Annotated in this window: 26 protein-coding genes; 14 read left to right on the top strand and 12 right to left on the bottom strand. The window is 69.5% G+C overall.

Annotated features, from left to right (window positions below; translation table 11 throughout):
- Positions 1-349: 349 nt before the first annotated feature.
- The 3 genes from JGS39_RS02700 to JGS39_RS02690 all read left to right on the top strand — a co-directional run bounded on the left by JGS39_RS02700 (position 350) and on the right by JGS39_RS02690 (position 3,700).
- The gene (locus JGS39_RS02700) at positions 350-1,462 is read left to right on the top strand and encodes a LacI family DNA-binding transcriptional regulator (protein ID WP_219567042.1); all 1,113 of its coding nucleotides are present in this window, start codon (positions 350-352) and stop codon (positions 1,460-1,462) included.
- Between the two features lie 173 nt (positions 1,463-1,635).
- Complete coding sequence (locus JGS39_RS02695) at positions 1,636-2,694, top strand: metallophosphoesterase (protein ID WP_219567041.1); 1,059 nt, start codon at positions 1,636-1,638, stop codon at positions 2,692-2,694.
- A 181-nt stretch (positions 2,695-2,875) separates the two neighbouring features.
- Positions 2,876-3,700, top strand: coding sequence for a hypothetical protein (locus JGS39_RS02690; RefSeq protein ID WP_219567040.1), 825 nt, complete (start codon positions 2,876-2,878; stop codon positions 3,698-3,700).
- A 212-nt stretch (positions 3,701-3,912) separates the two neighbouring features.
- On the opposite strand, the gene JGS39_RS02685 is transcribed toward JGS39_RS02690, so the two are convergent.
- Positions 3,913-5,604 carry a DUF885 domain-containing protein gene (locus JGS39_RS02685; RefSeq protein ID WP_219567039.1) on the bottom strand — a complete coding sequence of 564 codons (1,692 nt, stop codon included), beginning with the start codon at positions 5,602-5,604 and terminating at the stop codon, positions 3,913-3,915.
- A 101-nt stretch (positions 5,605-5,705) separates the two neighbouring features.
- Complete coding sequence (gene thiC / locus JGS39_RS02680) at positions 5,706-7,505, bottom strand: phosphomethylpyrimidine synthase ThiC (RefSeq protein ID WP_219567038.1); 1,800 nt, start codon at positions 7,503-7,505, stop codon at positions 5,706-5,708.
- Positions 7,506-7,701: 196 nt separating this feature from the next.
- Here thiC and JGS39_RS02675 point away from each other — a divergent pair, with 196 nt between their 5' ends.
- The gene (locus tag JGS39_RS02675) at positions 7,702-9,042 is read left to right on the top strand and encodes a YibE/F family protein (RefSeq protein ID WP_308120136.1); all 1,341 of its coding nucleotides are present in this window, start codon (positions 7,702-7,704) and stop codon (positions 9,040-9,042) included.
- An 80-nt stretch (positions 9,043-9,122) separates the two neighbouring features.
- Here JGS39_RS02675 and JGS39_RS02670 read toward each other — a convergent pair whose 3' ends face one another.
- From JGS39_RS02670 to JGS39_RS02655, 4 genes are all read right to left on the bottom strand, one after another.
- Positions 9,123-9,560 (bottom strand): SsgA family sporulation/cell division regulator, encoded by a 438-nt coding sequence (locus JGS39_RS02670; RefSeq protein WP_114245561.1) that lies wholly within the window; start codon positions 9,558-9,560, stop codon positions 9,123-9,125.
- 101 nt (positions 9,561-9,661) lie between these two features.
- Positions 9,662-10,432: an IclR family transcriptional regulator gene (locus JGS39_RS02665; protein ID WP_219567036.1), complete on the bottom strand. Its 771-nt coding sequence runs from the start codon at positions 10,430-10,432 to the stop codon at positions 9,662-9,664.
- A gap of 241 nt (positions 10,433-10,673) precedes the next feature.
- The gene (locus tag JGS39_RS02660; RefSeq protein WP_219567035.1) at positions 10,674-10,886 is read right to left on the bottom strand and encodes a DUF5326 family protein; all 213 of its coding nucleotides are present in this window, start codon (positions 10,884-10,886) and stop codon (positions 10,674-10,676) included.
- 147 nt (positions 10,887-11,033) lie between these two features.
- On the bottom strand, positions 11,034-11,351 hold the full coding sequence (locus JGS39_RS02655; protein WP_219567034.1) for a cupin domain-containing protein: 318 nt from the start codon (positions 11,349-11,351) through the stop codon (positions 11,034-11,036).
- A gap of 68 nt (positions 11,352-11,419) precedes the next feature.
- Between JGS39_RS02655 and JGS39_RS02650 the strand changes: the two genes are divergently transcribed.
- The 6 genes from JGS39_RS02650 to JGS39_RS02625 all read left to right on the top strand — a co-directional run bounded on the left by JGS39_RS02650 (position 11,420) and on the right by JGS39_RS02625 (position 16,213).
- On the top strand, positions 11,420-11,797 hold the full coding sequence (locus JGS39_RS02650; RefSeq protein WP_219567033.1) for a phage holin family protein: 378 nt from the start codon (positions 11,420-11,422) through the stop codon (positions 11,795-11,797).
- A gap of 68 nt (positions 11,798-11,865) precedes the next feature.
- The gene (locus JGS39_RS02645) at positions 11,866-12,996 is read left to right on the top strand and encodes a cystathionine gamma-lyase (protein WP_219567032.1); all 1,131 of its coding nucleotides are present in this window, start codon (positions 11,866-11,868) and stop codon (positions 12,994-12,996) included.
- A 205-nt stretch (positions 12,997-13,201) separates the two neighbouring features.
- A complete protein-coding gene (locus JGS39_RS02640; protein WP_219567031.1) occupies positions 13,202-14,098 on the top strand; it encodes a LysR family transcriptional regulator in 897 nt (298 codons plus the stop codon).
- 63 nt (positions 14,099-14,161) lie between these two features.
- Positions 14,162-14,641: an NUDIX domain-containing protein gene (locus JGS39_RS02635; RefSeq protein WP_219567030.1), complete on the top strand. Its 480-nt coding sequence runs from the start codon at positions 14,162-14,164 to the stop codon at positions 14,639-14,641.
- 130 nt (positions 14,642-14,771) lie between these two features.
- Positions 14,772-15,299, top strand: a complete 528-nt coding sequence (locus tag JGS39_RS02630) for a DUF2269 domain-containing protein (protein ID WP_219567029.1) — start codon at positions 14,772-14,774, stop codon at positions 15,297-15,299.
- A 5-nt stretch (positions 15,300-15,304) separates the two neighbouring features.
- Positions 15,305-16,213 (top strand): GNAT family N-acetyltransferase, encoded by a 909-nt coding sequence (locus tag JGS39_RS02625; RefSeq protein WP_219567028.1) that lies wholly within the window; start codon positions 15,305-15,307, stop codon positions 16,211-16,213.
- A 54-nt stretch (positions 16,214-16,267) separates the two neighbouring features.
- Here the strand turns inward: JGS39_RS02625 and JGS39_RS02620 are convergent, their stop codons facing one another.
- From JGS39_RS02620 to JGS39_RS02610, 3 genes are all read right to left on the bottom strand, one after another.
- A complete protein-coding gene (locus JGS39_RS02620) occupies positions 16,268-16,894 on the bottom strand; it encodes a hypothetical protein (protein WP_219567027.1) in 627 nt (208 codons plus the stop codon).
- A gap of 71 nt (positions 16,895-16,965) precedes the next feature.
- Complete coding sequence (locus tag JGS39_RS02615; RefSeq protein ID WP_219567026.1) at positions 16,966-17,391, bottom strand: GlcG/HbpS family heme-binding protein; 426 nt, start codon at positions 17,389-17,391, stop codon at positions 16,966-16,968.
- Between the two features lie 58 nt (positions 17,392-17,449).
- Positions 17,450-18,661 carry an MFS transporter gene (locus JGS39_RS02610; protein WP_219567025.1) on the bottom strand — a complete coding sequence of 404 codons (1,212 nt, stop codon included), beginning with the start codon at positions 18,659-18,661 and terminating at the stop codon, positions 17,450-17,452.
- 140 nt (positions 18,662-18,801) lie between these two features.
- Between JGS39_RS02610 and JGS39_RS02605 the strand changes: the two genes are divergently transcribed.
- The 3 genes from JGS39_RS02605 to JGS39_RS02595 are packed head-to-tail and all read left to right on the top strand — an operon-like array spanning position 18,802 to position 20,945.
- Entirely contained in the window at positions 18,802-19,260 is a 459-nt protein-coding gene (locus JGS39_RS02605; protein ID WP_219567024.1) for a MarR family winged helix-turn-helix transcriptional regulator, read from the top strand.
- Between the two features lie 40 nt (positions 19,261-19,300).
- Positions 19,301-19,753 (top strand): GNAT family N-acetyltransferase, encoded by a 453-nt coding sequence (locus tag JGS39_RS02600; RefSeq protein WP_219567023.1) that lies wholly within the window; start codon positions 19,301-19,303, stop codon positions 19,751-19,753.
- Positions 19,754-19,781: 28 nt separating this feature from the next.
- The gene (locus JGS39_RS02595) at positions 19,782-20,945 is read left to right on the top strand and encodes a winged helix DNA-binding domain-containing protein (RefSeq protein ID WP_219567022.1); all 1,164 of its coding nucleotides are present in this window, start codon (positions 19,782-19,784) and stop codon (positions 20,943-20,945) included.
- A 70-nt stretch (positions 20,946-21,015) separates the two neighbouring features.
- On the opposite strand, the gene JGS39_RS02590 is transcribed toward JGS39_RS02595, so the two are convergent.
- Genes JGS39_RS02590 through JGS39_RS02580 form a run of 3 tightly spaced genes read right to left on the bottom strand, consistent with a single transcriptional unit; the run spans position 21,016 to position 24,460 of the window.
- Positions 21,016-22,398, bottom strand: a complete 1,383-nt coding sequence (locus JGS39_RS02590; protein WP_219567021.1) for a serine hydrolase domain-containing protein — start codon at positions 22,396-22,398, stop codon at positions 21,016-21,018.
- A 38-nt stretch (positions 22,399-22,436) separates the two neighbouring features.
- Positions 22,437-22,988 carry a pyridoxamine 5'-phosphate oxidase family protein gene (locus JGS39_RS02585; RefSeq protein ID WP_236063163.1) on the bottom strand — a complete coding sequence of 184 codons (552 nt, stop codon included), beginning with the start codon at positions 22,986-22,988 and terminating at the stop codon, positions 22,437-22,439.
- Between the two features lie 41 nt (positions 22,989-23,029).
- A complete protein-coding gene (locus JGS39_RS02580; RefSeq protein ID WP_219567020.1) occupies positions 23,030-24,460 on the bottom strand; it encodes an MFS transporter in 1,431 nt (476 codons plus the stop codon).
- 143 nt (positions 24,461-24,603) lie between these two features.
- Between JGS39_RS02580 and JGS39_RS02575 the strand changes: the two genes are divergently transcribed.
- The gene (locus JGS39_RS02575) at positions 24,604-25,527 is read left to right on the top strand and encodes a LysR family transcriptional regulator (RefSeq protein WP_219567019.1); all 924 of its coding nucleotides are present in this window, start codon (positions 24,604-24,606) and stop codon (positions 25,525-25,527) included.
- Positions 25,528-25,545 lie beyond the last annotated feature (18 nt).

Raw genomic sequence — 25,545 nt, 5'->3', positions numbered from 1 at the left:
CGTACACATCAATACTGCTCACCTTATGAGGATTGGGCGCCGCTGCGAATGGCAGGCCGTTGATTCGCCGGATGAGCCCCGGAATGAGGGGGAGCGCTCCGTACCCTGGCGCGCGCCGGTGGCTCACGCCGTGGCGCGCGTCCCTCGAAGAGGTGAGTTGAGACCTCTTCGAGACATCCACCTATCGCCAGGCCCATCCGGCCCGACGCGTGACACATGATGGCCCGACCCCGTAACGCCCTTGATTAGCAAGGTGATTGATCGTTGATGACCATGCAGAAACGTGCCTGTCAACGAGTGAATATGCGACCGGGCCAAGTGCCCGCCCGAGCCCTACTATCGGCTCGCCATGACAGCAGCAGGGAAGCACCAGGTGAGCCGGACGGAGACCCCCCGGCGCGGCGGCCGGCAGGGACGAGCAGGAATCCGGGACGTGGCCGCCGCCGCCGGGGTCTCCATCACGACCGTCTCCGACGCGCTCAACGGCAAGGGCAGGCTCCCGGACGCCACCCGCCGCCATGTCCGCGAGGTCGCCGAGCGTCTGGGCTACCGCCCGTCCGCCGCGGCCCGAACCCTCCGTACCGGAAAGTCCGGCCTCATCGGCCTGACCGTGACGACCTACGGGGATGAACCTTTCACCTTCACCGAATTCGCGTACTTCGCCGAGATGGCCCGAGCCGCCACCTCCGCCGCACTCGCCCGCGGCTACGCCCTCGTCATCCTCCCCGCCACCTCACGCCACGACGTCTGGTCGAACGTCGCGCTCGACGGCACCGTCGTGATCGACCCCTCCGACCAGGACCCGGTCGTCACCGAACTCGTACGCCAAGGGCTGCCCGTCGTGTCCGACGGCCGGCCGGCCGGGACCCTTCCGGTCACCGCCTGGGTGGACAACGACCACCGGGCCGCCGTGCTCGACCTCCTCGACCACCTCGCCGCCGCCGGGGCGCGCCGTATCGGGCTGCTCACCGGCACCACCACCGACACGTACACGCGGCTCTCGACCACCGCGTACCTCCACTGGTGCGAGCGCGTCGGCCAGGACCCGGTGTACGAGTCGTACCCCGCCCACGACCCGTGTGCGGGCGCTGTGGCGGCCGACCGCCTGCTGGCCCGCCCGGACCGCCCTGACGCCGTGTACGGCCTCTTCGACCCCAACGGCACCGATCTGCTGGCGGCCGCCCGCCGGTACGGCCTGCGCGTCCCGGAGGACCTGCTGCTGGTCTGCTGCAGCGAGTCCACGGTGTACGCGACGACCGAGCCGCCCATCACGACGCTCTCGCTCAAGCCCCGGCGCATCGGCACCGCGGTCGTCCAGCTGCTCATCGACGCCATCGAAGGCGTCGACCAGGACGGACCGGTGGAACAGGTCATACCTACGGAACTCATCGTCCGGACCTCCTCGCAACGCCGTCCACCACGCACCACGGTCAGTGCGCCGCGCTCCCCGGCAGGGGATTGATCAGGCGAATTGGGACCAATCGACCGACGAACCTGGCGTGCGCACGGATTCACCACCCCTGGTGCGTCACAGAGCACGATCCTCATTCCTATGATGGGCGCACGACACCGCGGACCGCCCCGACCAGCAGGGCCCGTCAGGTGTACGGCGGCACGACGGTGGTGGAGGGGTCGATGACACAGGGGGCCGGTCAGGAACCCGTGGTGCGGACGGCGACGTTGCGCGACTTCCGCGTACCGCCCTATGCGCAGTCCCCTGCGCCGCCCGCCTCACCGCACCCGGGCAGCGGATTCCCGGGGGGCGAGCCGCCGGAGGGGTACACCCCGACCGCGCGCGACCTCCCCGTGATCAGGCGCGAGGACACCGTCCAGGTACGGGCCGTGCCCGAGCCGCGTCCCGCACAGGAGTCGGGGCTCGGCCCGCTGTACGTCGTCGGTGACGTCCACGGCTATCTCGACGAACTCCTCGCCGCCCTCACCGAGCAGGGCCTCATCGACTCCGAGGGCAACTGGTCCGCGGGCAACGCGCGGCTCTGGTTCCTGGGCGACTTCACCGACCGGGGACCCGACGGAATCGGCGTCATCGACCTCGTGATGCGGCTCTCCGCCGAGGCCGCGGCCGCGGGCGGCTACTGCAAGGCCCTGATGGGCAACCACGAACTGCTCCTCATCGGCGCCAAGCGCTTCGGCGACACCCCCGTCAACTCCGGCGCGGGCACCGCCACATTCCAGGCCGCCTGGCTGCTGAACGGCGGTCAGAAGACGGACATGGAGCGGCTCCAGGACGTCCACCTCCAGTGGATGTCCCGGCTCGACGCCGTCGTCGAGGAGGACGAGCACCTCCTGATGCACTCGGACACGACGGCGTACCTCGATTACGGGTCCACCATCGAGGACGTCAACGACACAGTGCACGCCATTCTCACGCGGAACGACGCCGACGAGTGCTGGGACCTCTTCCGCAAGCTGACCAAGCGGTTCGCCTTCCGCGACGAAGCGGGTCCGCAGGCCGTGCAGGAGCTCATGGCGGCCTACGGCGGCCGACGCGTCGTCCATGGTCACAGCCCCATTCCCTACCTTCTCGGCGAGGTCGGCTCCGAGGACGGCGAGGACAGGTCGGGACCGCTGGTGGACGGTCCGCACGTGTACGCGGACGGGCTCGCGATCGCCATGGACGGCGGAGTGACCATGGCCGGAAAGCTACTGGTCGTTCAGCTCCCGCTGCATGACTGACGTTCTTCGGGGAAGACGCACCCCGACCTGAACACGCGGACCACTGGGCCTATTTCCGGAAACCCCCTGTCACCCCGTGCCGTGGGCGCTCTACCATCGGCGTATCAGTAGCAGGCTCTCCTCCGTTTCCGCCCGACTGCCCGGTTCGACCGGGTAAACAGGCCCTACGGAGCATCGGGGGATGCACATGAACAGCGCTCCGCACCTGCTGACCGAGGACCGGCCCGAGTACGAGCGGATCCTCGACGACGCACTGCGTCACGCCCATGAACGACCGGATCTGGCCGCTGTCGGCGAACGGCTCAATCCGGTGCAGCTACGCACCATGGCTATGGCCGCCACCGCGCTGATCACCGCCGCGGCGGCCACCGAGTACGAGCACTACGTGAAGGCCCGCGAGGAAATCCGCGCCGCGGCCGCCGGATCGGACGAGGACGGCGAACCCGACACCGGCGCGCACGGCGCCCGGCAGTCGGGCGCCGGCGTGGGAGTCGTCATCACCGTCCTGGCTCCGGTGCTGGCAGGCACCGCCGCGGTGATCTTCCTGCTCATCGGTTACATCCTGAAGGCTCTCGACCCGCCCCCGTCGTTCGCGCGCACCATGGTCGGCGCGGGCTGGTTCTTCGCGGCGGCGATGGCGGCCGCCATCCTCGTCGCCGCCGTCGGCCTTCTGGTCACGGCTCTGCGCAACGGCTCGACATCGGTGGATGCCGAGGAGCATGGCGAGGAGTTCCCGGAGGACGTGGCCCGCGCCAGGGAGGCCTGGCGCCACGCCCTGCTGGAGCGCGGCATCCTGCCGTTCCTGCGGGACGCCCTCGCCGACCCCGGGGCCGCCCCGGCCGCGCGCATCCCGCACCGCTCGCCCAACCGCATCCCGAAGATCGGCTACAGCAGGCCCGACTTCACCAGCCCGGACGACGGCCCGGCCGCCGCTCCCCGCCCGACGTTCACGAGCCCGGACTTCACCAGCCCCGACTTCGGCGGGCCCGAGCACGAACCGGAATGACCGGGGCGGTGGCTCGGGCGGTCCGCGCACCGGGGCTCGTGCTCGGAAGGTCCGTGCTCGGGAGGTCCACGTGCCGAGGCCGGGTCGCTCGGGCGGTCCGCGCACCGGGGCCGGTGCTCGGGCGGTCCGCGCTCGGGCGATCCGCGCGCCGAGGCCGGTTCCCGGAAGATCCACGACGGCCCCCGGGGTGTCGGCCCCGGTCGTTTCCGGACCTACAGCGCCGCCAGGCTGCCCACCAGGTCATCGAGCCCCAACGAGCCCTGGGACAGTGCCTTCATGTGCCAGGCCTTGAGGTCGAAGGCCGCACCATGGCGCCGCTTCGCCTCCGCGCGGCCCTGGAGCCAGGCGCGTTCGCCGAGCTTGTAGCCGATGGCCTGGCCGGGCCAGCCGAGGTAGCGGTCGATCTCCGCGTCACGGCGGGCAGCGGGGCTGCCGTTGTAGGTGGCCATGAACTCCGCTGCGAGGGCGCCCGTCCAGCGTTCGCCCGGGTGGAAGCCCGAGTCGGCGGGGACGGCGAGCCCGAGGTGCATGCCGATGTCGACGATCACCCGGATGGTGCGCAGCATCTGCCCGTCCAGGAAGCCGAGCCGGCGCGCGGGTTCGGAGAAGCAGCCCAGATCGTCCATGAATCGCTCGGCATACAGCGCCCAGCCTTCGATGTTGGCGCTGACCATGCCCTCGGTGACCTGGTAGCGGCTGAGGCGGTCGGCGACCGTGACCCACTGGGCGAACTGGAGGTGATGGCCGGGTACGCCCTCGTGGTACCAGATGCTGACGAGCTGCCAGGTCGGGTAGGTGCCCTGCTCCAGAGCGGGCAGGAAGGTACGTCCCGGGCGGCTGAAGTCGAGGCTCGGGCCCTGGTAGTAGGGGCCGGAGGCGCTGCCGGCCGGCGCGATGCGGGACTCGACCTTGCGGAGCGGACCGGAGAGGTCGAAGTGGCTGCCGTCGAGCGTGCTGATCGCCTCGTCCATCAGCTGCTGCAACCAGTCGCGGGCGGCTTCCTCACCCTTGACCGCGTGGCCGTGCTCCTCCAGGTGGTGCATGGTCTCGAGGAGGCCCGCGCCGGGCAGGATGCGCACGGCTTCGACGCGCATCTCGGCGAGCGTCCGGTGGAACTCGTCCCAGGCCCAGTTGTAGGCCTCGTCCAGGTCGAGTTCGGCGCCGGTGTTGTGCCGGGCGGCCCGCAGATAGCGCTCCCGGCCCACCGCGTCCGGAGTGCCCGCCGCAGCGGGGAGGTAGGTGTCGCGCAGCCACTCACGGAACTCGGAGACGGCGCGGGTGGCCCGGAGGGCGGCGGCATCCAGCTCAGGACGCATCCGCTCGGTGCCGTCCGCGACGAAGCCGGCGAACCAGCCCGCGTCCCTGCCCGCGCCCTGTCCGGCGGACTCCCCGGTCCAGTCGGCGAGCTGGCCGATCACCCCGGCGGCCTGCCGGGGAGCAGCGAGCAGGCCGCGGGATATGCCCTCGGTGAGGGTGCTCCGGTAGCCGTCCAGTGCCCCGGGGAGGTTGCGCAGCCGGCCGGCCACCGCCGCCCAGTCCTCGTCGGTGGTCGTGGGCATGAGGGTGAAGATCGACCGCACCTGCTCGACATGCGCGCCCACCGTGCGCAGTTGTCGGTAGTTCTCGCCGGTTTCGTGCATCGCGAGTTCGGCGGTCAGCCGTTCCCGCAGCAGCCGGGCGCACGCCTGCTCGGCGGGGTCGCCGGGCACAGGAGCGGCGTCGAGCGCGGCGAGACTGCGCCGGGCCAGCTCGGCGTGGGCCTCGAATCCGTCCGGGGAGAGGTCCGGCTGCCGGTCGTCGCCCGGGTTCAGGCCCAGCCATGCGGAGGTCATCGGATCGTGTGCGGCCACCTGATCGAGGTGGCGGTCGGCGATGGTGCGCGGGGTGACCGATTCGTTTGCCATGGACACATCTTGACGTGCCGTCGGATCCTTGATCCAGGCTTTCGGGCGCTGTTCCGGACGGGCCGTCGGCCAGTCCGGAACAGCGCCTGCTCAACCGGGCGTCAGTCCGTCAGCGGGAGGTACACGCGGTTGCCCCGGGCGGCGAACTCCTCGGACTTCACCGCCATGCCGGCCAGCGCCTCCGCGTCGAACTCGGTGTGGACGGCCGTGGCCCCGTCGCCGTGCTCGTCACGGATCTTCTGGGAGATCTTCATCGAGCAGAACTTCGGTCCGCACATCGAGCAGAAGTGCGCCGTCTTCGCCGGTTCGGCGGGCAGCGTCTCGTCGTGGAACTCCCGTGCCGTGTCCGGATCGAGCGCCAGATTGAACTGGTCCTCCCAGCGGAACTCGAACCGGGCGTCCGACAGTGCGTCGTCCCATTCCTGCGCCCCCGGGTGTCCCTTGGCGAGGTCCGCCGCATGGGCCGCGATCTTGTACGTGATGACCCCGGTCTTCACGTCGTCCCTGTTGGGCAGGCCGAGGTGCTCCTTGGGCGTCACGTAGCAGAGCATCGCCGTCCCCCACCAGGCGATCATCGCGGCGCCGATGCCCGAGGTGATGTGGTCGTACGCGGGCGCCACATCGGTCGTCAGCGGGCCGAGCGTGTAGAACGGCGCCTCCTCGCAGATCTCCTGCTGGAGGTCGATGTTCTCCTTGATCTTGTGCATCGGGACGTGGCCCGGCCCCTCGATCATGGTCTGGACCCCGAACCGCTTTGCGATCGTGTTCAGTTCGCCGAGCGTGCGCAGCTCCGCGAACTGGGCCTCGTCGTTGGCGTCCGCGATCGACCCGGGCCGCAGCCCGTCGCCCAGGGAGTACGTCACGTCGTACGAGGCGAGGATCTCGCAGAGCTCCTCGAAGTTCTCGTAGAGGAACGACTCCTTGTGGTGTGCGAGGCACCACGCCGCCATGATCGAGCCGCCCCGGGAGACGATGCCGGTCTTGCGACGGGCCGTGAGCGGTACGTACGGCAGGCGCACGCCGGCGTGCACCGTCATGTAGTCGACGCCCTGCTCGGCCTGCTCGATGACCGTGTCCTTGTAGACCTCCCAGGTCAGCTCCTCGGCCCTGCCGTCGACCTTCTCCAGGGCCTGGTAGAGCGGCACGGTGCCGATCGGCACGGGGGAGTTGCGAAGAACCCACTCACGGGTGGTGTGGATGTTGCGGCCGGTGGACAGATCCATGACGGTGTCGGCGCCCCACTTGGTCGCCCAGGTCATCTTGTCCACCTCCTCCTCGATGGAGGACGAGACCGCGGAGTTGCCGATGTTGGCGTTCACCTTCACCAGGAACCGCTTGCCGATGATCATCGGCTCGATCTCCGGGTGGTTCACGTTCGCCGGAAGGACGGCCCGGCCGGCGGCGATCTCCTCGCGCACCACCTCCGGATCGACGTTCTCCCGGATCGCCACGTACTCCATCTCGGGCGTGACCTCGCCCCGGCGGGCGTACGCGAGCTGGGTGACGGGGCGGCCGTCCCGGCTGCGTCGCGGCTGGCGGGGGCGGCCGGGGAAGACCGCGTCCAGGTTGCGCAGCCCACCGCGCGGTGAGGTGTGCTTGAGCCCGTCGTCCTCGGGGCGTCCGGGACGTCCCGTGTACTCCTCGGTGTCGCCGCGGGCGATGATCCAGTTCTCCCGCAGAGGTGCCAGTCCGCGGCGGACGTCGGTCTCGGTGGTGGGGTCGGTGTACGGCCCCGACGTGTCGTACAGCGTCACGTCGTTGCCGTTGGTGAGGTGCACCTGGCGGACCGGCACCCGAAGGTCCGGACGTGAGCCCTGGACATAACCCTTGTGCCAGCCGATGGACTTCCCGGCCTCGTCGCTCTGGTTCGAGGCAGGCATGCGTGTGTCCGATGTGGTCATGAGACCTACTCCCTACGCCGGCATTACCCGGTAACAGGTTCGGCGGTCGGCGCAGCGTGTCCCGTACGGACGTACGGAGATCAGCGCCCTCTCAGCCCGGTGCTCCGAGCTCCCGCGTGTGCAAAGGTGCCACCACGCTAGCGCCCTTGCCGGCGAGATGAACAGAGGGCCCTTCTCTTCTTGCGATGATCGGCCGGTGACGTCCCCCCATAACGCCCCCGAACCGCAGGGCCATCAGCACGGGCACTCCCACAGCCACGGTCCCGCCGCACCCGTCTCCGGCCACCTGCGCAAGGTGATCGCCGCCGTGCTGATCCCGTTCGCGGCCGCGGTCGTCGTCGGCCTCGTGGTCCTCTGGCCCGGTGGTGCGCCGGCGCACGAGCGGACCGGTGTCGGATTCGACCGGCAGACCCAGCAGGGAAAGGTGGTGAACATCGACAAGGTCGACTGCAAGGACGTGAACGCCTCCCAGCTGCCCGTCAGCGACGGGACCACGCCGCCCACCGGCGAGCAGACCGAGGAGAGCGACCCGGCCGACCTCTGCGGGAAGGCGACCGTCGAGATCACGAGCGGTCGGGACAAGGGCCGGAAGTTCGTCGAGGTCGTCCAGCCCGGCGCACCCCGGCAACTGCGGGAGGGGCAGGGGGTGGTCGTCGCGTACGCGCCCGACGCTCCCCGTGACCTCCAGTACTCCGTGACCGACGTGAACCGGAAGTTCCCGCTGATGCTGCTGGCCGGGGTCTTCGCGCTGGTGGTGGTGGCCGTGGGCAGAATGCGCGGGGTGATGGCCCTGGTGGCGCTCGCCCTGTCCTTCGCCGTCCTGACCCTGTTCATCCTTCCGGCCATCCTGCAGGGCTCGAACCCGCTGGTCGTGGCGGTCGTCGGAGCGAGCGCCATCATGCTGATCGCGCTCTACATCTGCCACGGGCTGACGGCCCGCACCTCGGTGGCCGTCATCGGCACCCTGATCTCACTGCTGCTGATCGGGCTGCTCGGCTCGCTCTTCATCGGCTGGGCGAGTCTGAGCGGGAACACCGACGACAACACCGGCCTCATCCACGGTCTGTATCCGCACATCGACATGAGCGGGCTGCTGCTGGCCGGCGTCATCATCGGCTCCCTGGGAGTGCTCGACGATGTGACGGTGACCCAGACCTCGGCGGTCTGGGAACTGCACCAGGCGGACCCGACGATGAGTGCGAAGAAGCTCTACCGGGCAGGGATCAGGATCGGCCGCGACCACATCGCCTCGGTGGTCAACACCCTGGTCCTCGCCTATGCGGGCGCCGCACTTCCCTTGCTGCTGCTGTTCTCGATCGCCCAGAGCAGCGTGGGGACGGTGGCCAACAGCGAACTGGTGGCGGAGGAGATCGTGCGCACTCTGATCGGCTCGATCGGACTGGTCGCCTCGGTGCCGGTGACCACGGCGCTCGCGGCACTGGTCGTCTCCGCCGACCGCACCGGGCCCGCCCCGGATTCCGAAACTCCGGCCTTCGTACGGAGCGGCAGGGGTCGCCGTCGTCGGGCGAAGTCCTGAGTGCCCGGTCACGGAGAGCGATTCACCCGTTCGGCAGGTGTGCTGTTCGACCACCAAGCAGGCCAGGGACACGGGCTTCGTCAACCGGCGTTCTGTTCTTCGGCCAGAATCCGCCCCAGCGCCTCTTCCAGATTGCCCTCGAAGTCACCCAGCGTGCACTCCTGCCCGAGCGGTACGAGCTTGTCCGTCCGGTCGAGGAACGCCACGAGTGGTGCCGTACCGGCCCGGAAGAGCGCACGGTCAGCCCCCACCTGGAGCCGGATGTGGACGTCGGACAGCCCTTCGGGCTCGGTCGGCCCGATGTGCACATCGCCGTCACCACTGGGGCTGTTGAGACCGTCGAGCAGCAGCTCGCGGCCAAAAGCCCAGGTGACGGGGGCATCGCCGGGCAGATGGAAGGTCATCCGGATCGCGTACGGATCGCACACTTCGTACCGGAGCTCCACCGGGATACGGAAAGAGAGCTCCTCGGAGACGAGGAAGCTCATCATGACCTCAGCTTGAACCGACTCGCGCATCGTTCAACCCCGCAGTAGATGAATCTGGCCAGGAATGATCCCCCATGGCCCTATTGACGCCATCGTGGTGCACGCGATAGCAGATCACAAGGAGTGATTTTTCAGATACTGATAGAGAACACGAACGAACGCAAGAGGCTGGCCACTTCGCCACGTAGTCGTTCGACTGCGGGGAGCAACCGTTCTTCCTGGTCGAGAGGGACCGAAATGGCCATCGCGGCGGCCGTGAATCCGGCCGCGATCGGGATGGCCGCGCAGACCGTTCCGAGCGCGTACTCCTGTCGTTCGACGACAGGTTCCGTACGCTCGATCGACCGCAGCCGCTCAAGAAGTGCCGGCCGGTCGCGCACGGAGTAGCGCGTCAGCGGGCGCACCGGATGCCGGTCCAGGTGATCCTCACGGGCCTGCTCGTCGAGCTGGCTCAGCAGACACTGACCGATCGCGTGGGCATGCCCCGTCTCGCCGAACGCCGCCCACTCCTCCACCGCGGGCGCCGCCGGGGTGTCCGCGACCGCGACGAGCTCGATCTCGCCGTCGCGGTAGACGGCGCAGTACACCGGGGCACCGATGATGTCCCGCCACCGCCCCAGGGACTGGGTCATCCTGCTGCGACGATTCTGCAGCGCTCCGTCGTCCACCAGCCGCTCCGCGGCTGCGCCGAAGAGGAAGACGCCGTTCTCCCTGCGCAGATATCCCTCATGGGTCAGCGTGCGCAGCAGGTGGTAGGCGGTGGGAAGGGGGAGCCCCGCTTCCCGTGCGAGCTGTTTGGCCGGTGCCCCGTCGCGATGGGTGCCCACAGCCTCCAGCAGCCTCAGCGCCCGCTGCACCGATCCGATCAGCGTCGGAACGGCGGTACTCGATGCCGTGGTCAACGGTCACCCCCAGGCATGGTGACGGGCGGTCAGCCCGCCTGTGGGGGCCGCCCCCACAGATCTGCCGCAGGCCTGGGGTCCAGAAGGCCGGATGCCGTACAAACCACTGGTCAGGGTGGCGACTGACGGTGTTTTCCCAGGTGGCGGCAGCGGACTGCCACTGTATCGGGAGCATCCTGGCCGAGTGCCGTTTCGCCTTCCGCTTAGCTCAGCTGGGCTAATCGCCCGGCCGCTCGTGCGGTTACCAGTCGCCTCGTGAGGAGGAGGACGACATGAACTTCCGCACGACGAAGACGAGCCCGCCGATCAGGATGACGAAGAGCAGGATCTTGAACAGCAGACCGATCACGAAGCCGACGATGCTGGCGATCAGACCGCCGAACACGACGATCGCGATGACGGGCACCGCGATCCACTTCACCCACCAGGGCATTCCCGCGAATATCTCCCGCACGGCCATCGTCCATACCTCGTCTCTGTGAGTTCCTGCTTCGATGCTAGAGGTGTCGCGCCCGGCTGCGGGGGCTCCGAGCCCTTGAACTCCCCTGATCGATCCCCTAGGGATCCCCTGGACGCGACCCTGCCCCCGGCCGCGTGCGGCTCAGCCCTCGGGCGGCGAGAAGACCACCATCACGCGCAGGTCCTCCGTGATGTGATGGAACTTGTGGGCGGTGCCAGCAGGTACATACACGACACTTCCTCTGCCCACCTGCGTCGTTTCCATGCCCACGGTGATCGAAGCGCGCCCGCTGACGACGAGGTAGACCTCGTCCTGATGGTGCGGCTGCTGCGGGTCGAGCTCACCGGCGTCCAGTGCGTACAGACCGACAGACATGTTCCGTTCGCGGACGAACTGGAGATAAGCACCGTCGTTGGCGGCCCGTTCCGCCTCCAGTTCGTCCAGTCTGAATGCCTTCATGGCCCGTCCGCCCCTTGCCTCTGTCCAGCCGGTGTCCGCCACCGATCATGTCTGCCACGATCAGACACATGAAGAATTTCGTAGTCAAGACGATCGCCAACGCAGGTGCGCTGGCTGTAGCCATCTGGCTGCTCCACGACATCACGCTGACCGGTGGCAGCACCGGCCGCAAGATACTGACCCTGATCGTGGTCGCGCTGATCTTCGGCCTGGTCAACTTCCTGGTCAAGCCGGTGGTGAAGCTGCTCACGCTGCCGCTCTTCATCCTCACCCTGGGGCTGATCACCCTGGTGGTGAACGCCCTGATGCTGCTGCTGACCTCATGGCTGGCCGACGTGCTGAACCTGAGTTTCCACGTCGACGGCTTCTGGACCGCCGTCCTCGGCGGTCTGATCATTTCGATCGTGTCCTGGGCGCTGAACGTCGTCCTGCCCGACGAGGACTGACCACCGAGTGCCTGAGACAGTGACGGCAGGACCGGTGACAGACCGGGGAGAGAAGCGAGGACACGTATATGAGCACGATGGGCGACGGAACCCGGGCGGTACGTGCGGGTCTGCCGGAACCGCAGCAGTACGAGCCCACTCTCCCCGGTCCGGTCTTCGCCGCGCACTTCCACCTGTCCGGCGAGCCGACCGGGCCGTACACCTACGGCCGTGACACCAACCCGACCTGGACCCACCTGGAGCGGGCCATCGGCGAGCTCGAAGCGCCGGGCGAGAACGTCGAGACCACGGTCTTCGCGTCCGGGATGGCGGCGGTCTCGGCGGTTCTGCTGTCCCAGGTACGCACCGGCGATGTCGTCGTGCTGCCCGACGACGGCTACCAGGCTCTTCCGCTGGTACGTGCGCAGTTGGAGGCCTACGGCGTCGAGGTGCGCACCGCCCCGACCGGGGGCGATGCCCAGCTGGCCCTTCTCGAGGGGGCGCGGCTGCTGTGGATCGAGACCCCGTCGAACCCCGGGCTCGACGTCTGTGACGTGCGCCGGCTCGTCGAGGCGGCGCACGCGGGCGGCACGCTCGTCGCCGTCGACAACACCCTCGCCACCCCGCTCGGCCAGCGCCCGCTGGAGCTCGGCGCCGACTTCTCGGTGGCCAGCGACACCAAGGGCATGACCGGTCACGGCGACATCCTGCTCGGTCATGTGACCTGCCGGGATTCCGAGCTGGCAGCGGGAGTGCGGCGCTGGCGCAAGGTCGTGGGTGCCATCCCGGGCCCGATGGAAGCCTGGCTCGCTCACCGCTCCCTGGCCACACTGGAGCTTCGGATCGAGCGGCAGTGCGCGAACGCCCTTCTGCTGGCCGAGACCCTCGCCAAGCACCCCGAGGTGAGCGGGCTGCGCTACCCCGGGCTGCCGGCCGACGCCTCGTATCCGAACGCGGTGCGGCAGATGCGGCGCTTCGGATCCGTCGTGTCGTTCGTGCTGGCGGACCGCGACACCGCCGAGCGGTTCCTGTCGGCGCTCCGTCTCGCCGAGGACGCCACCAGCTTCGGCGGCGTGCGTTCCACCGCCGAACGCCGAGCCCGCTGGGGCGGCGACGCCGTGCCGGAAGGCTTCATCCGCTTCTCCGTCGGAGCCGAGAACGCCACGGACCTGGTAACCGACGTGGAGCGCGCGCTGGCCGAGGCCGTCACCGGGAGCTGAGGACCCGCACCGGTGCGGTACGGACGGTCCGAGCCTCCCCCCTCGTGGCTCGGACCGTCCCGGTTCCCGCCTTCTCCTCGCGAAGAACCGCCTCGACAAGGCTAGTTGACTCTGCGTCAGTGTCCAATCACAGTAGCGGCAGCGACCTATCGACATATTTATAGTTGCCGGAGTCCGACGGGCCGCACGGTGAGAGGGAACGGACATGGACCTGGCCCTGCTGCGCACCTTCGTCACCGTGCACCGCGCCGGCTCGTTCACCCGGGCCGCCGCACTCCTCGGCCTCTCCCAGCCCGCCGTGACCTCGCAGATCCGCACCCTGGAACGGCAGCTGGGCCGCCCGCTCTTCCTCCGCCGGGCCCGCGGCGTGACACCCACCACCATCGGCGACGAACTCGCGCACCGGGCCGCTCCCCATCTGGACGCCCTGGTCGAGATCACCGAGGCGGAACTCGACGAGGAGTCGGGCGTACGGACGCTCCATCTGGCGGGTCCGCCGGAGTTCACCTCGCTGCGGGCCCTGCCGGCACTCACCCCGCTCATCGCCCAGGGGCTCGCACTGCGCAGCTCGTTCTCCGCCGACACCGACGAGACCCTCGACGGTCTGGCCGCCGGCCACCACGACCTGGCGATCGTGACGGCCCGGCCGCGCGGCGGCCTGCTGACCGCAGTCCCGCTCTGCGACGAGGAGCACGTCCTGGTCGCAGCACCGCGGTGGGCGGGGCGTCTGGGCCCGGGAACGCTGCGGCACAACGGCCCGGTGGTCCTGGAACAGCTGCCGGTGGTCGAAGTGCACGAGAGCCTGCCCCTCGTCTCCCGGTACTGGGCGTCGGTCTTCGACAGCCGGCCCGCGGCAGCAGGGGCCGTCATCACGCCTGACCTGCGGGCGGTCCTGGAATGCGCGGTGGCCGGGGCAGGGCTGGCCGTGCTGCCCCGGTATCTGTGCGAGGACGCGTTGGAGAGGGGAGAGCTGGTGGCGCTCCTCGATCCACCGGTGCCTCCTCTGCGCACGTACTTCCTGGCCGTGCGAACCGGCACGCTCGCACTGCCGCATCTCGCACGGGCACACGAGGTACTGCTGCGTGCCGCGGCCGCCTGGTGACCGCAGGACGGGCCGGAGGCCGCCAGGTGTTTCAGAACCCGTTCTGCGGGCCACTCTCTTGCCATGACCGAACGTCCTGTGGTCAAGCGCACCGCACGCGCCGTCCTGCTCGACGGCAACGACCTGATCCTCATCAAGCGCACCAAACCCGGGGTGGATCCGTACTGGCTCACACCCGGCGGCGGGGTCGAGCCCGAGGACGCGACCGTCGTCGAGGCCCTGCACCGCGAACTGGACGAGGAGCTCGGCGCCAAGATCACTGATGTGGTGCCCTGCTTCGTCGACACCGTGGAACACATCGAGGGCGGCGGCGTGAAGGGCGTCAAGGTCCAGCACTTCTTCGTCTGCCGTCTCGAATCCATGGACCTGTCCCTGCGCCACGGCCCCGAGGTCGAAGACCCCTGCGGGGAGTACGACGTCGTCCGGGTGCCCTTCAGCCGGGTCGGAATCGCTGCCGTGCACCTGGTACCGCTGTCACTGAGGCACTACCTGGACGGAAACATCGAAGGTGTCCGGGCGATGCACGCGCCCGACCTCGGCTGACCCCTGCCCGTCCCGGCCCCGCGGCCTGTGCCACATCGAGGGCACAGGCCGCTCGTACGCCGAGGCCAGTACGCGGGGATACTCCCCTCGTCAGATGACCTGCCACGCGGTCCCCGGCACCGTGTTTCACGTGAAACCACTCAAGCGCCACACCCGCAGAGGCCTCCTTGTCGCCCATGTGTCGGTATCCGTCAGCTGGCTCGGTCTCACCGTCGGTCTGCTGGCACTCGGCATCACCGCCTTCTCGACCGGAGATCCCGCCACCGCCCGGGCCGCCACCCGGGCCATGAAGATCTTCGGCGACTGGCTGGTCATCCCGGTCGCGCTGGCCACCCTGCTCAGCGGCCTGATCCTGTCGCTCGGCACCCCCTGGGGGCTGGCCAGGCACCGCTGGGTCTGGACGAAGTTCTGGCTCACCCTGGTGACCACCGGACTCTCGGTCTTCTCCTTGCGCCCCGGCATCAACGAAGCCGTGGACCGGGGAGCCGTCGACATCAGCTTGGTCGTCGCTCCCTCGGTCGCCACGGCGGCCTATCTCTTCATGACCGCGATCTCCGTGCTGAAGCCATGGGGCCCGACCCGGCGCGGCCGACGGCTGCGCGTCTCAGCCAGATCCGTTAAAGCGCTGGACGAGCGATCACTGCGTCGGACAGCCTGACCCCTATGTCCCGCTCACTGCCCCGCCCGCTCGCCGATCTGCCCCTGCGGCGCCTCAACCGGGACGACCTGGTCCCGTGCGCCGATCTCAGCGAGGACCGCGGCTGGCCCCGTGATGAACACCGGTGGGGGCTGCTTCTCACTGCGGGCACGGCCTACGGCATCGACGATCCGGAGAGCAAGGGTCTGATGGCGACGTGCGTGGTGACCGCGTACGGCCCCCGCATGGCTGCCATCGGCATGCTGCTGGTCGCCGGACGCTACGCCCGGCAGGGAATCGGGCGGTACCTGATGCAGCAGGTGATCGAGTCGACCGGGGGCATCCCCCTCAGCCTCCACGCGACGGATGCGGGCCGGCCGCTCTACGAAGAGCTCGGCTTCCTTGCTGTGGGGCGGACCGAGCGGGTGAGCGGGCCCTTCCGGCCCCTCACGGAGCCGGGCCTTCTCGACGCGGCGGGTCACCCGGGTACGGCAGCCGGTGCGGGGCTGACGGTTCGCCCGGCCTCGGCGGGAGATCTGCAGGCCATACTCCGCTTGGACACGGACGCCTTCGGCCTCGACCGGACGCACATCCTGGTCCGCCTGCCGGCCTTCGCCGACCATCTGCGGGTGGCCGAGGAGGACGGGGAGCTGGTCGGCTACGCCGCGCTGTGGCCCAGCTCGGAGAGCCATGCGGTCGGTCCGCTGATCGCGCGGGACACCGCCACCGCGAAGCTGCTCGTGACCTCGCTGGCCGCGGCGACGGACCGGCCGCTTCGTGCGGACATCGACGCCCGCCACGAGGAATTGCTGGACTGGTTCAGGGAGTGCGGGCTGGAGTCCGGACCGGCGACCACGGTGATGAGCCTCGGGGGCCCGGAGCAGCCGGGGGACTGGACACACCGCTTCGCGCCGCTGAGCGTGGCGACGGGCTGACAGCAGGAAGGACGATCCGAGCCCCGGGATCACCGCTCCGGGCCGGCGTCCTGCTCAGTTGTCGAACCAAACGGTGAGCCGGACGTTCTCGTCGCCGTGTACTGCGGCGAGGGCTTCCATCACGGACCAGACCGGCTTCCACTCGCCCTCCGCCGGCACGGCCTCGCGCCGGGTCATCCGCTCCACCCGGTAGAGACGGTCGCCGTCCCTCCACTCGGTGCCCTCCGGCCAGTCCGTCCGGCCGTAGTCGACCGTGCCGGTCGGGGGATGGAGCGGCAGTCCCGCCGCTTTGGCGAAGCGAGCGCTCCAGGCCGCCTTGGAGACGAGCACCCACGCGCCGTCCACCACTTCGTACTCGTGGATCCGCCGGTCCGTGGTCTCGCCGGGCTCGTCCCAGTCGACGCACTTCACTTCACCCCAGCCGATCCAGCTGGAGCTGTGTGCGCCGGAGCCCCAGTCGTCGAACTCCGCGCGTACGGCGTCCGAGATCAGTTCGGGCAGCCCCCGCTCCGCCGCGAGCGGTGCGAAGCCTGCGTGATTCCGCACGCCGAACAGGCAGCCGAACGCGTCGTAGTTCCGGCCCAGGTACAGCAGATCGAGATCGACCGCTGCCGACCAGGCGTCCTCCGGTTCCGCCCACCTCGACCGGCACTCGACGAACCCGTGAATGTCAGCTCCCATGGACGAGGATTGTCCGGCCCAGGGGAAGCTGACACCAGTGAATAGGCTGTGTGCACGGGGCAGAGGCGACCTCAGACGAGGCCGGCGACGGCGGTGGTCGCGAACCCGTGGTCCTGCTCGGGAACACCGCCACCGACCCCGATCGCACCGATCAGCCGGCCGTCGCGGTGGACCGGTACTCCCCCGGCGATGAAGAGCAACGGCCGGTCCAGCGCGGTCGGCAGGGTGTGGAAGAGGCCACCCGGCTGCACCGCGTCGACGAGGTCCGCTGTGGGGGTGTTGAGCTGCAGCGCCGTGTACGCCTTGCGGGTGCTGGTTTCGCCGGCGATGAGGACGGCCCGGTCGTCGCGGCGGAAGGCCAGCAGGTGACCGCCCGCATCGAGGACCGTGACGGCTGCCGCGACGCCTGCGGTCTCTGCGGCGGAACGGGCCGCTTCGATCAGCGCCTCCGCGTCCTGCGTGGTCAGCGGGGCTACAGCGGCTGAGAGGGTGCTCATGGGGGGTGGCTCCTTGATGTGGTGCGGTGGAATGCGTGTGGGGGGGGATCAGGGGTGTTCAGTGCCGGACCGCGGGTACGGCGGCCGGCTCCGGAACGTGCGCGGCGACGAGACGGCTGCGGGCGGTCGTGCGGCGCTCCAGAGTGCTGGAGACGACGGCGAGCACCAGCGCGGAGGCGGCGAGCGCCGCGCCGACCCAGTTGGGCGCGGTGTAGCCGAGACCGGCGGCGATGACCATGCCGCCGAGCCACGCGGACAGGGCGTTGCCGAGGTTGAAGGCGCCGATGTTCACCGCAGAGGCGAGCGTCGGGGCCCCGGCCGCCTGGTCGAGCACCCGCTTCTGCAGCGGGGGGACGGTCGCGAAGCCCAGGCCGCCGATGAGGAAGATGGTGACGGCCGCCGCGATCTTGTTGTGGGCGGTGAGCGTGAACAGCGACAGGACGACGGCGAGGCCGCCCAGCGACACGTACAGCAGGGGCATCAGACGGCGGTCGGCGAACTTGCCGCCGAGCAGATTGCCTCCGACCATTCCGAGGCCGAAGAGAACCAGCAGCCAGGTGACGGACGAGGCCGAGTAGCCGGCGATCTCGGTCATCATCGGTGTGATGTAGGTGATCGCGGCGAAGACACCGCCGAAGCCCAGCACGGTCATCGCCATGGCGAGCAGCACCTGTACGTTGCGGAACGCGGCGAGCTCGTGGCGGAGCCGGATGCCTTCGGCGCGGGGCTGGTCGGGAACGAGCCTGGCCACACCGAGCAGACCGATGACACCGAGCGCCGCGACGACGAAGAACGTGCTCCGCCAGCCGACGCTCTGGCCGATGTAGGTGCCGAGCGGCACACCGACGACGTTCGCGACGGTGAGGCCCGTGAACATCATGGCGATCGCGCCGGCCTTCTTGTGCGGGGCGACCAGATCGGCTGCCACCACCGACCCGATGCCGAAGAAGGCACCGTGGGCGAGCGAGGCGACCACCCGGCCCGCGAGCATCACTCCGAAGACGGGAGCGGTCGCGGAGACCACGTTGCCGATGACGAACAGGGCCATCAGGATCATCAGCATGCGCTTGCGGCTGACCCTGGTGCCGAGGAGGGTCATCAGCGGGGCCCCGATGACGACACCGAGCGCGTACCCGGTGACGAGGAAGCCTGCGGTCGGAATCGAGACCTGGAAGTCCGCAGCCACCTCGGGCAGCAGCCCCATGATCACGAACTCGGTCGTTCCGATGCCGAATGCCCCGATGGCGAGGGCGAGGAGCGCGAGCGGCATGGGTTTCACCTTCCCTGGAGATTGCGTCTGCGCCTTACAAGCGACCACAATAATTGCAGGCGCGGGTTAATTGCAAGCGCGGGCTATTGCGTTCGTCGCCTATCCTGGACGCAAGCAGCTCCGGCACGGAGGAGAGACCCATGACAGCGACGGACCCGGCACTGACCGCCCTCTCCCAGGGATGGTGCGCGCTCTCCCTGCTCCACGGGCAGATCGAAGCCCGTATCGAGCGGGCTCTCCAGGCCGGGCACGGCCTCAGCGTCAGGGAGTACTCCCTGCTGGACGTCCTGAGCCGACAGCACAGCGGGCCCGGCGGACACCTTCAGATGAAGCAGGTGGCCGACGCCGTCGTGCTCAGCCAGAGCGCGACCACCCGCCTGGTCACCCGCCTCGAAGACCGGGGCCTGCTGACCCGGTACCTCTGCGACACCGACCGGAGGGGCATTTACACCGATGTCACCGAAGCCGGTCTCTCGCTTCTCTCCGAGGCCCGGCCGACCAACGACACCGCTCTGCGGGCCGCCCTGGACGAGGCTGCCGAGAACCCCGAACTGGCCCCGCTCGTCCGTGCGGTCGAGGAGCTGAAGGTCCCCGTATAAAGGACCCGCCCGGTCCGGGGCGCGGCGTAGGCTGCCGATCATGAGCGATCTGGAAATCCGCCCCGCGGCCGTCAGCGATCTCGCCGAGATCGTGGCCATGCTCGCCGACGATCCGCTGGGCGCCGGGCGTGAGTCGCCGGACGACCTCACTCCGTATCTCGCGGCTTTCCGGCGGCTGGCCGACGATCCCCACCAGCATGTGATGGTCGCCGTACGGGCGGACCGCGTCGTCGGAACGCTCCAGCTGACCGTGATCCCCGGTCTCTCCAGGCGCGGCTCCACCCGGTCGGTGATCGAGGGTGTCCGGGTCCACGGGGACGAGCGTGGCAGCGGCCTCGGCACGCAGCTGATCCAGTGGGCCGTGGATGAATCACGGCGCCAGGAATGCCAGTTGGTTCAGCTGACATCCGATGCCACCCGGGCCGACGCGCATCGCTTCTACGAACGGCTCGGCTTCGTGGCGAGCCATGTGGGCTTCAAGCTCACCCTCTGACCGCAGCCCGGCATCCAAGGGAGCGACTGTGCACCGCATCAGCGACGAGCAGCGCCGCGTCAGAATCGGTCGACGCCATCTCCTGGCCCCATCGATGCGGCCGGAGTCCCCCGTCGCCGTGGCTGACGCGCTCGTCGCCCTGCACGCCACCGACGCAGCCACCGTGTTCCTGTCCGCGTGTGCCCGGCTGAGGGCGCCTGAGGTCGCCGCCGTGGAGAAGCAGCTCTACCAGGACGTCTCGCTGGTCCGGCTGCTCTCGATGCGCAACACCCTCTTCGTCGTATCGGAGGAGACGGCCCCTCTGGTCGAGGCGTCGAATGCGCGCGCTGTAGCCGCCAAGGAACGCCGGACCCTCCTGAAACACCTGGCGGAGGACGGCAACGGTCTGGACGAGCAATGGCTGGCCGCCACCGAGGAGTCCGTCCTCGCGGCCCTCACCGCCCGGGGCTCAGCCACCGGCAGCGACCTCTCCGCCGCCGTACCCGCTCTGCGCACCAGGATCACGGTCTTTCCCGGGAAGAAGCAGGAGACGGTGCAGGGCGTGGCCTCACGGGTCATCCGTGTGCTGGCCGCCGAAGGACGGATCCGGCGGGACCGGCCGCGAGGGTCCTGGACCTCCAGCCAGTTCCGCTGGACGGCTTCCGAACCACGTGCCGGACTCGACACCGCCCGGGCGCAGACGGAGTTGGCCCTGCGCTGGCTCCGTTCGTACGGCCCCGCGGCGGAGGGAGACCTCAAGTGGTGGACGGGCTGGGGGCTCGGCCAGGTCCGCAGGGCGCTGGCCGGTGCGGGGGCGGAAGAGGTAGAGCTCGACAACGGCGCCACGGCCTGGGTCGCACCCCAGGACCAGGGATCCGAGCCGGCGCCCGAGCCCTGGGCCGCCCTGCTGCCGGCGCTCGACCCGAGCGCTATGGGATGGGCCGATCGCGGATTCCACCTCCCGGCCGGACACCGGGCGGCCCTCTTCGACCGCTCCGGCAACATCGGCCCCACCGTGTGGTGGAACGGCCTGATCGTGGGCGGATGGGCTCTGCGCGCCGACGGCGAGCCGGTCTGGCGGCTGCTCACCGACGTCGGCCGGGATGCCTCCACCGCGATCGAGGCGGAGGCATCCCGGTTGGCGCACTGGGTCGGCGAGGTCCGGATCACGCCGCGCTTCCGCACGCCGCTGGAAAGGGAGTTGACGGGCTGACCGGCCCCACACGCCGTTTCACGTGAAACGGGCCGGCCGACTCCTCAGGCCGGCCAACTCCTCAGGCCGCTCAACTCCCCAGGCCACGCCACCCGTCCTCGTCCACACCACCCGGAACTGCCGCTGCGGGATCGTACGGCTCACGGGTGAGGACGAACGACCCGAGATCCAGATGGTTCACGCTGCCGTCGTCATTCCGTACGACCCGAAGGATCTCCCCCGCGTAGTAGCCGTCCAGCCCGATCCAGGTACCGTCCCGGCGCGCAGTGAAACGGGCACCTCGGCCCTGGCCGTTCAGGGGCTGCAGCTCGAACCCGCGGTCGGGGGTCAGCCGCAGAATGTTCGTACGCGTACCCCAGTACCAAGGACCGGTCAGCGCCAGAAGCTCGTCGTCCACCTCGGGCAGCGGGCGCCACGGATCCGGGATACGAGGCTCCGCCTCGGCGACGATGCCCACGAGTTCGGCAGCCACCTCGCCCACCGGTACCCCGGACGTGGCATTGGCGAACGCGACAGCTGCCACATCGTCCTCGATGCTGATCCAGAGCGCTGCCACGAAGCCCGGCAGCGACCCCGTGTGCCCGATGAGCGTGCGGCCCCTCCTCCGGACCACCTGAAGGCCCAGGCCGTAGTGCCCGTCCCAGTCCCCCGGCTCGGTCGGCGCGGCCGGCGCCCTCATCTCTGCCACGGACGCGGCCGCGAGCACCCTGTCGTCCCCCTCGGCAAGGAACACGGCGAACCGGAGAAGGTCCGCAGTGGTGGACCAGAGCTGCCCGGCCGGCGCCATCAGCCCGAGGTCCTCGGCCGGTTCGGGCAGCATGACGTCCGCCCACGGGTGCACGGCCCAGCCGCCTGCGTGCGGGGCCTGTGCCTGCGGGCTCGTACGGTGCATGCCCAGCGGCTCCAGGATCTCGGTGCGCAGCACCTCGGCCCATGACGTTCCGCGCACCGCTTCGATCAGTGACCCGAGCAGGGTGTAGCCCGGGTTGGAGTAGTGATGCCGGCGCCCGGGCGCATGCATCCTGCCCTGCTCGCCGAGCACGTCCGCAAGACCGGGGCGCAGGCTGCCGGGAGTCCGTTCCCACCAAGGCGCGGGCGACTCGGCAGCCAGCCCGGCGCTGTGGCCCAGCAGCTGGTGGATGGTCGCGTCCCCCGCTCCCGTGCCGGGCAGGTACTTCTCCAGCGGATCGCCGAGATCCAGCAGACCCTCGTCACGCAGCCGCAGGACCAGCACCGCAGTGAACGTCTTGGTCAGGGAGCCGATCCTGAACTGCGTATCGGAATCCGGGGCATGGCCGTCGACACAGGTACGGGAGCCGTTCCAGACGGCCTGGCCGCTCCGCTGCACGGCGGCGGCCAGTGAAGGGGAACGGCCCTCGGCCTGGGCGATGGCAATGCGGTGCAGCAGCGCGCGCCGCGTACTCGGGAGCAGCTGTTCAGCAGGGGAGGTCATCGTCAACAACTACCTTCCGCGGAGGCCCCGTGGCGACTTCATTTGCCGGCCTCCGCATATCCGCCTCCGACCTGCCGGTCCGCGGTGGACGAGGTGACCGCCCGGGCCGGTTCCTGCTTGCGCCACAGCGTGCTGCGCAGATCGGAGCCGCGGACGAGCTGGATACGCCATGGGTCGATCCGCAGCACGTGGTACTCCGGGTCGCCGGGGCCGCCTCTCCAGTAATGAACCGGGTCGTAGCCCACGCCCGGCGGGCCTCCACGTCTGTACAGCTCCCACGCATGCAGCTTCGACCTCTCGTCGTCCGCCCAGGTGGTGACGCTGTCGACGAAGACCGCGTTCTGCCGTGGATTCCAGTACGCGTACGTCGTGTGGGGGTTGTCCGCGAGATGAGCGCTCTTCACCGGGGTCCTGTACGCGGCGAGCCAGCCGACCGGTTCGCCTTCGACGATCTCCCAGACGGGCAGCAGCACACGTGCGCGCGGGCGGTGCCGACGGTCGACGGTGACCATGGTCGCGTACTTGATGTCGCGGACGTAGTCGAGGAAGGAGGCCTGGATCTCGGAGAACGCACTGGCGCTGTCGGTCATGGGTCTGGTCGTCCTTTCGGGGCCGGCACAGGAGAAGAGGCTCAGCGGGAGGAGACGGTGAGGCCTGCGCGCTCCGGCACGGTGTCCCGCCGGGAGCGCAGACCGAAGGCGCTGACGACAGTGGCGATCACCGCGGCCGCGAACGGCACGAGCAGTCCTGCCCGGTAGCCGTCCAGCAGGGCTGCGGGTGACTCCCCGTGCGTGGCGGCCACGCTGACCGCGGTCACCGCGGAGAGTCCGAGCGCGGCACCGAACTGGAAGGCGGTGTAGAGCAGACCGCCCGCAAGCCCTTGCTCCTCCTCGGCAATCCCTTCCGTGGCCGCGATGGTGAGCGGGCCGTACGCCAGGGAGAAGGCGAGGCCCAGGATGACGAGGCCCGGGAACATCGCCGCGTAGCTCCAGTCGGCGCCCAGCGGCAGGAACAGCCCGTAGGAGAGCACGGCCAGCAGCAGTCCCCCGAGGATCACCGGGGCGTTGCCGAAGCGGTTGACCAGCCGTGGCGTGAGGGTCGGCGACAGGATCGCGTCGATGCCGATGACCAGCATCGCGAAGCTCGTCTGCAGCGGCGACCAGTCGCGCAGCTCCTGGAGGTAGAGCACCACGAGGAACTGGAAGCCGAAGAAGCCGGCAGCGAACAGCATCGCCGAGAGGTTCGCCCGCACCAGGGGGCCGTTGCGGAGAATGCCCAGGCGCACCAGTGGCTCGGCGGAGCGCCGCTCGATGACGAGGAAGGTCACGAGGAAGGCCAGCCCGGCCGTCAGGGTTGCGGCACTGGCGGTGATTCCGGAGTGAGCCGCACGCTCGACGCCCAGCACGATCAGCACGAGGGCGAGGGTGACGGTGACCGCACCGGCGGCGTCGACGCGCTGACCGGTTCTGTCAGGACGCTCCGACTTGGGGACGTAGGCGAGGGCTGCGACGAGGATGAGGAAGGAGAGGACGACCGGGGCGAAGAAGACCCACCGCCAGCCGACGGCGGTGAGCAGCCCTCCGGCGACCAGCCCGATCGTGAACCCTCCCGCTGCGGTGCCCGAGTAGAGGAGCAGCGCCTTGTTCCGCTCCGGGCCCTCGGCGAAGCCCGTGGTGATGATGGAAAGGCCCGCCGGGGTCATGAACGCCGCGGAGACGCCCGTGATGAATCGCGCGACGATCAGCATCCATCCTTCGGTGGCGAATCCGCCGAGCCCGGAGAAGAGCAGGAAGACGGTGAGCCAGAGGATGAACATCTGACGGCGCCCGAACAGGTCGGCCGCCCGTCCGCCGAGCAGCATGAAGCCGCCGTAACCGAGGACGTAGGCGCTCATGACCCACTGCAGCTCACCGGTGGAGAGTCCGAGGTCGGCGCGGATCGCCGGCAGCGCCACGTTGAGCATGGCGACATCGATGCCCTCAAGGAAGATCGCGCCGCACAGCACGAGCAGAACGCCCCACTTGCGCGCGTCCAGCCCGTTCGACGTACTCAAGGCACTCATGACGAGTAACCCCTTCCGGAGTGGTGGGTGTTGGTGATGACCCCAAGCCTTCTCCGCACCCCGGAGCGGAACAACAGCGATGATCGCAACGTTCGTACAGCCAGGCTTACCGATCCATGGTTGACGCGACCCCGGAGATGCGCATGGACCAGAACGAGCTCGAATGCTTTCTCGTCCTCGCCGAGGAACTGCACTTCGGCCGGACCGCCTCCCGGCTTCATCTCTCCCGTGCCCGGGTGAGTCAGCTCATCCAGAAGCTGGAGCGCCGAGTGGGAGCGCCGCTGTTCACACGGACGAGCCGCAGCGTGGCGCTGACCACTCTCGGCGGCCGCTTCCTCGACGATCTCGAACCCCACTACCGCGGAATCGAGAGCGCCCTGGCCCGGGCCGTCGCCTCGGCACGCGGCATCGAAGGAATCCTGCACGTCGGATTCTCGACGCCGCTGGCCGGAGAGATGGTGATGAAGACCGCCGAGAAGCTGCGCGCCAGCCATCCCGAACTCAGCGTCGAGGTATGCGAAGTGCCCTTCTCCGATCCATACGGGATGCTGCGCAGGGGCGACTTCGACCTCCAGCTCGCGGACTTCCCGCTGCACGAGGACGACTTGACCCACGGACCGACCCTCCTCGCCGAGGAGCGGGTGCTGGCGGTCGCCGCCGGGCATCGACTCGCCGGGCGGGACTCGGTGACGCTGGAGGACCTGGCCGAGGTGTCGCTCCTGACCATCGAGGGAGACATTCCGGAGTACTGGCAGGAGCATCGGCTGCCGACGCGCACCCCCAGCGGCAGGGCGATCTCGCCGGGCCCGTCCGTCACCAACTTCCAGGAGGCGCTGACGCTCGTCGCGGCCGGCAACGGGGCCCTGCTGGCCGGGGCGCACGTCACCCTGTACCACGGCCGCCCCGGCATCTCGTACGTTCCGTTGGAGGGGGACCAGCCTCTCGGGTACAACCTGATGTGGCGGTCCGGCGGCGGCAGCCGGGCGATCGAACTCTTCGGACGCACGGCACGCGAGGTCGCCCGCGACATGGCTCCGGCCGATCCGAGGAGAGCGCTACCCGGCTGATCGCCCCCGGGGGCGATC

Source organism: Streptomyces poriferorum, assembly GCF_019399235.1.
In the GTDB taxonomy this organism is placed as follows: domain Bacteria; phylum Actinomycetota; class Actinomycetes; order Streptomycetales; family Streptomycetaceae; genus Streptomyces; species Streptomyces poriferorum.
The sequence above is the reverse complement of the archived record's forward strand: the minus strand, read 5'-3'. Positions and strand labels throughout refer to the sequence as shown.

Bases quoted from the DNA above. Each gene is read 5' to 3' on its own strand.
- JGS39_RS02700 (WP_219567042.1), top strand. From the start codon at position 350: ATGACAGCAGCAGGGAAGCACCAGGTGAGCCGGACGGAGACCCCCCGG.
- JGS39_RS02695 (WP_219567041.1), top strand. From the start codon at position 1,636: ATGACACAGGGGGCCGGTCAGGAACCCGTGGTGCGGACGGCGACGTTG.
- JGS39_RS02690 (WP_219567040.1), top strand. From the start codon at position 2,876: ATGCACATGAACAGCGCTCCGCACCTGCTGACCGAGGACCGGCCCGAG.
- JGS39_RS02685 (WP_219567039.1), bottom strand. From the start codon at position 5,604: ATGGCAAACGAATCGGTCACCCCGCGCACCATCGCCGACCGCCACCTC.
- thiC (WP_219567038.1), bottom strand. From the start codon at position 7,505: ATGACCACATCGGACACACGCATGCCTGCCTCGAACCAGAGCGACGAG.
- JGS39_RS02670 (WP_114245561.1), bottom strand. From the start codon at position 9,560: ATGCGCGAGTCGGTTCAAGCTGAGGTCATGATGAGCTTCCTCGTCTCC.
- JGS39_RS02655 (WP_219567034.1), bottom strand. From the start codon at position 11,351: ATGAAGGCATTCAGACTGGACGAACTGGAGGCGGAACGGGCCGCCAAC.
- JGS39_RS02650 (WP_219567033.1), top strand. From the start codon at position 11,420: ATGAAGAATTTCGTAGTCAAGACGATCGCCAACGCAGGTGCGCTGGCT.
- JGS39_RS02645 (WP_219567032.1), top strand. From the start codon at position 11,866: ATGAGCACGATGGGCGACGGAACCCGGGCGGTACGTGCGGGTCTGCCG.
- JGS39_RS02640 (WP_219567031.1), top strand. From the start codon at position 13,202: ATGGACCTGGCCCTGCTGCGCACCTTCGTCACCGTGCACCGCGCCGGC.
- JGS39_RS02635 (WP_219567030.1), top strand. From the start codon at position 14,162: ATGACCGAACGTCCTGTGGTCAAGCGCACCGCACGCGCCGTCCTGCTC.
- JGS39_RS02625 (WP_219567028.1), top strand. From the start codon at position 15,305: ATGTCCCGCTCACTGCCCCGCCCGCTCGCCGATCTGCCCCTGCGGCGC.
- JGS39_RS02620 (WP_219567027.1), bottom strand. From the start codon at position 16,894: ATGGGAGCTGACATTCACGGGTTCGTCGAGTGCCGGTCGAGGTGGGCG.
- JGS39_RS02615 (WP_219567026.1), bottom strand. From the start codon at position 17,391: ATGAGCACCCTCTCAGCCGCTGTAGCCCCGCTGACCACGCAGGACGCG.
- JGS39_RS02610 (WP_219567025.1), bottom strand. From the start codon at position 18,661: ATGCCGCTCGCGCTCCTCGCCCTCGCCATCGGGGCATTCGGCATCGGA.
- JGS39_RS02605 (WP_219567024.1), top strand. From the start codon at position 18,802: ATGACAGCGACGGACCCGGCACTGACCGCCCTCTCCCAGGGATGGTGC.
- JGS39_RS02600 (WP_219567023.1), top strand. From the start codon at position 19,301: ATGAGCGATCTGGAAATCCGCCCCGCGGCCGTCAGCGATCTCGCCGAG.
- JGS39_RS02590 (WP_219567021.1), bottom strand. From the start codon at position 22,398: ATGACCTCCCCTGCTGAACAGCTGCTCCCGAGTACGCGGCGCGCGCTG.
- JGS39_RS02585 (WP_236063163.1), bottom strand. From the start codon at position 22,988: ATGACCGACAGCGCCAGTGCGTTCTCCGAGATCCAGGCCTCCTTCCTC.
- JGS39_RS02580 (WP_219567020.1), bottom strand. From the start codon at position 24,460: ATGAGTGCCTTGAGTACGTCGAACGGGCTGGACGCGCGCAAGTGGGGC.
- JGS39_RS02575 (WP_219567019.1), top strand. From the start codon at position 24,604: ATGGACCAGAACGAGCTCGAATGCTTTCTCGTCCTCGCCGAGGAACTG.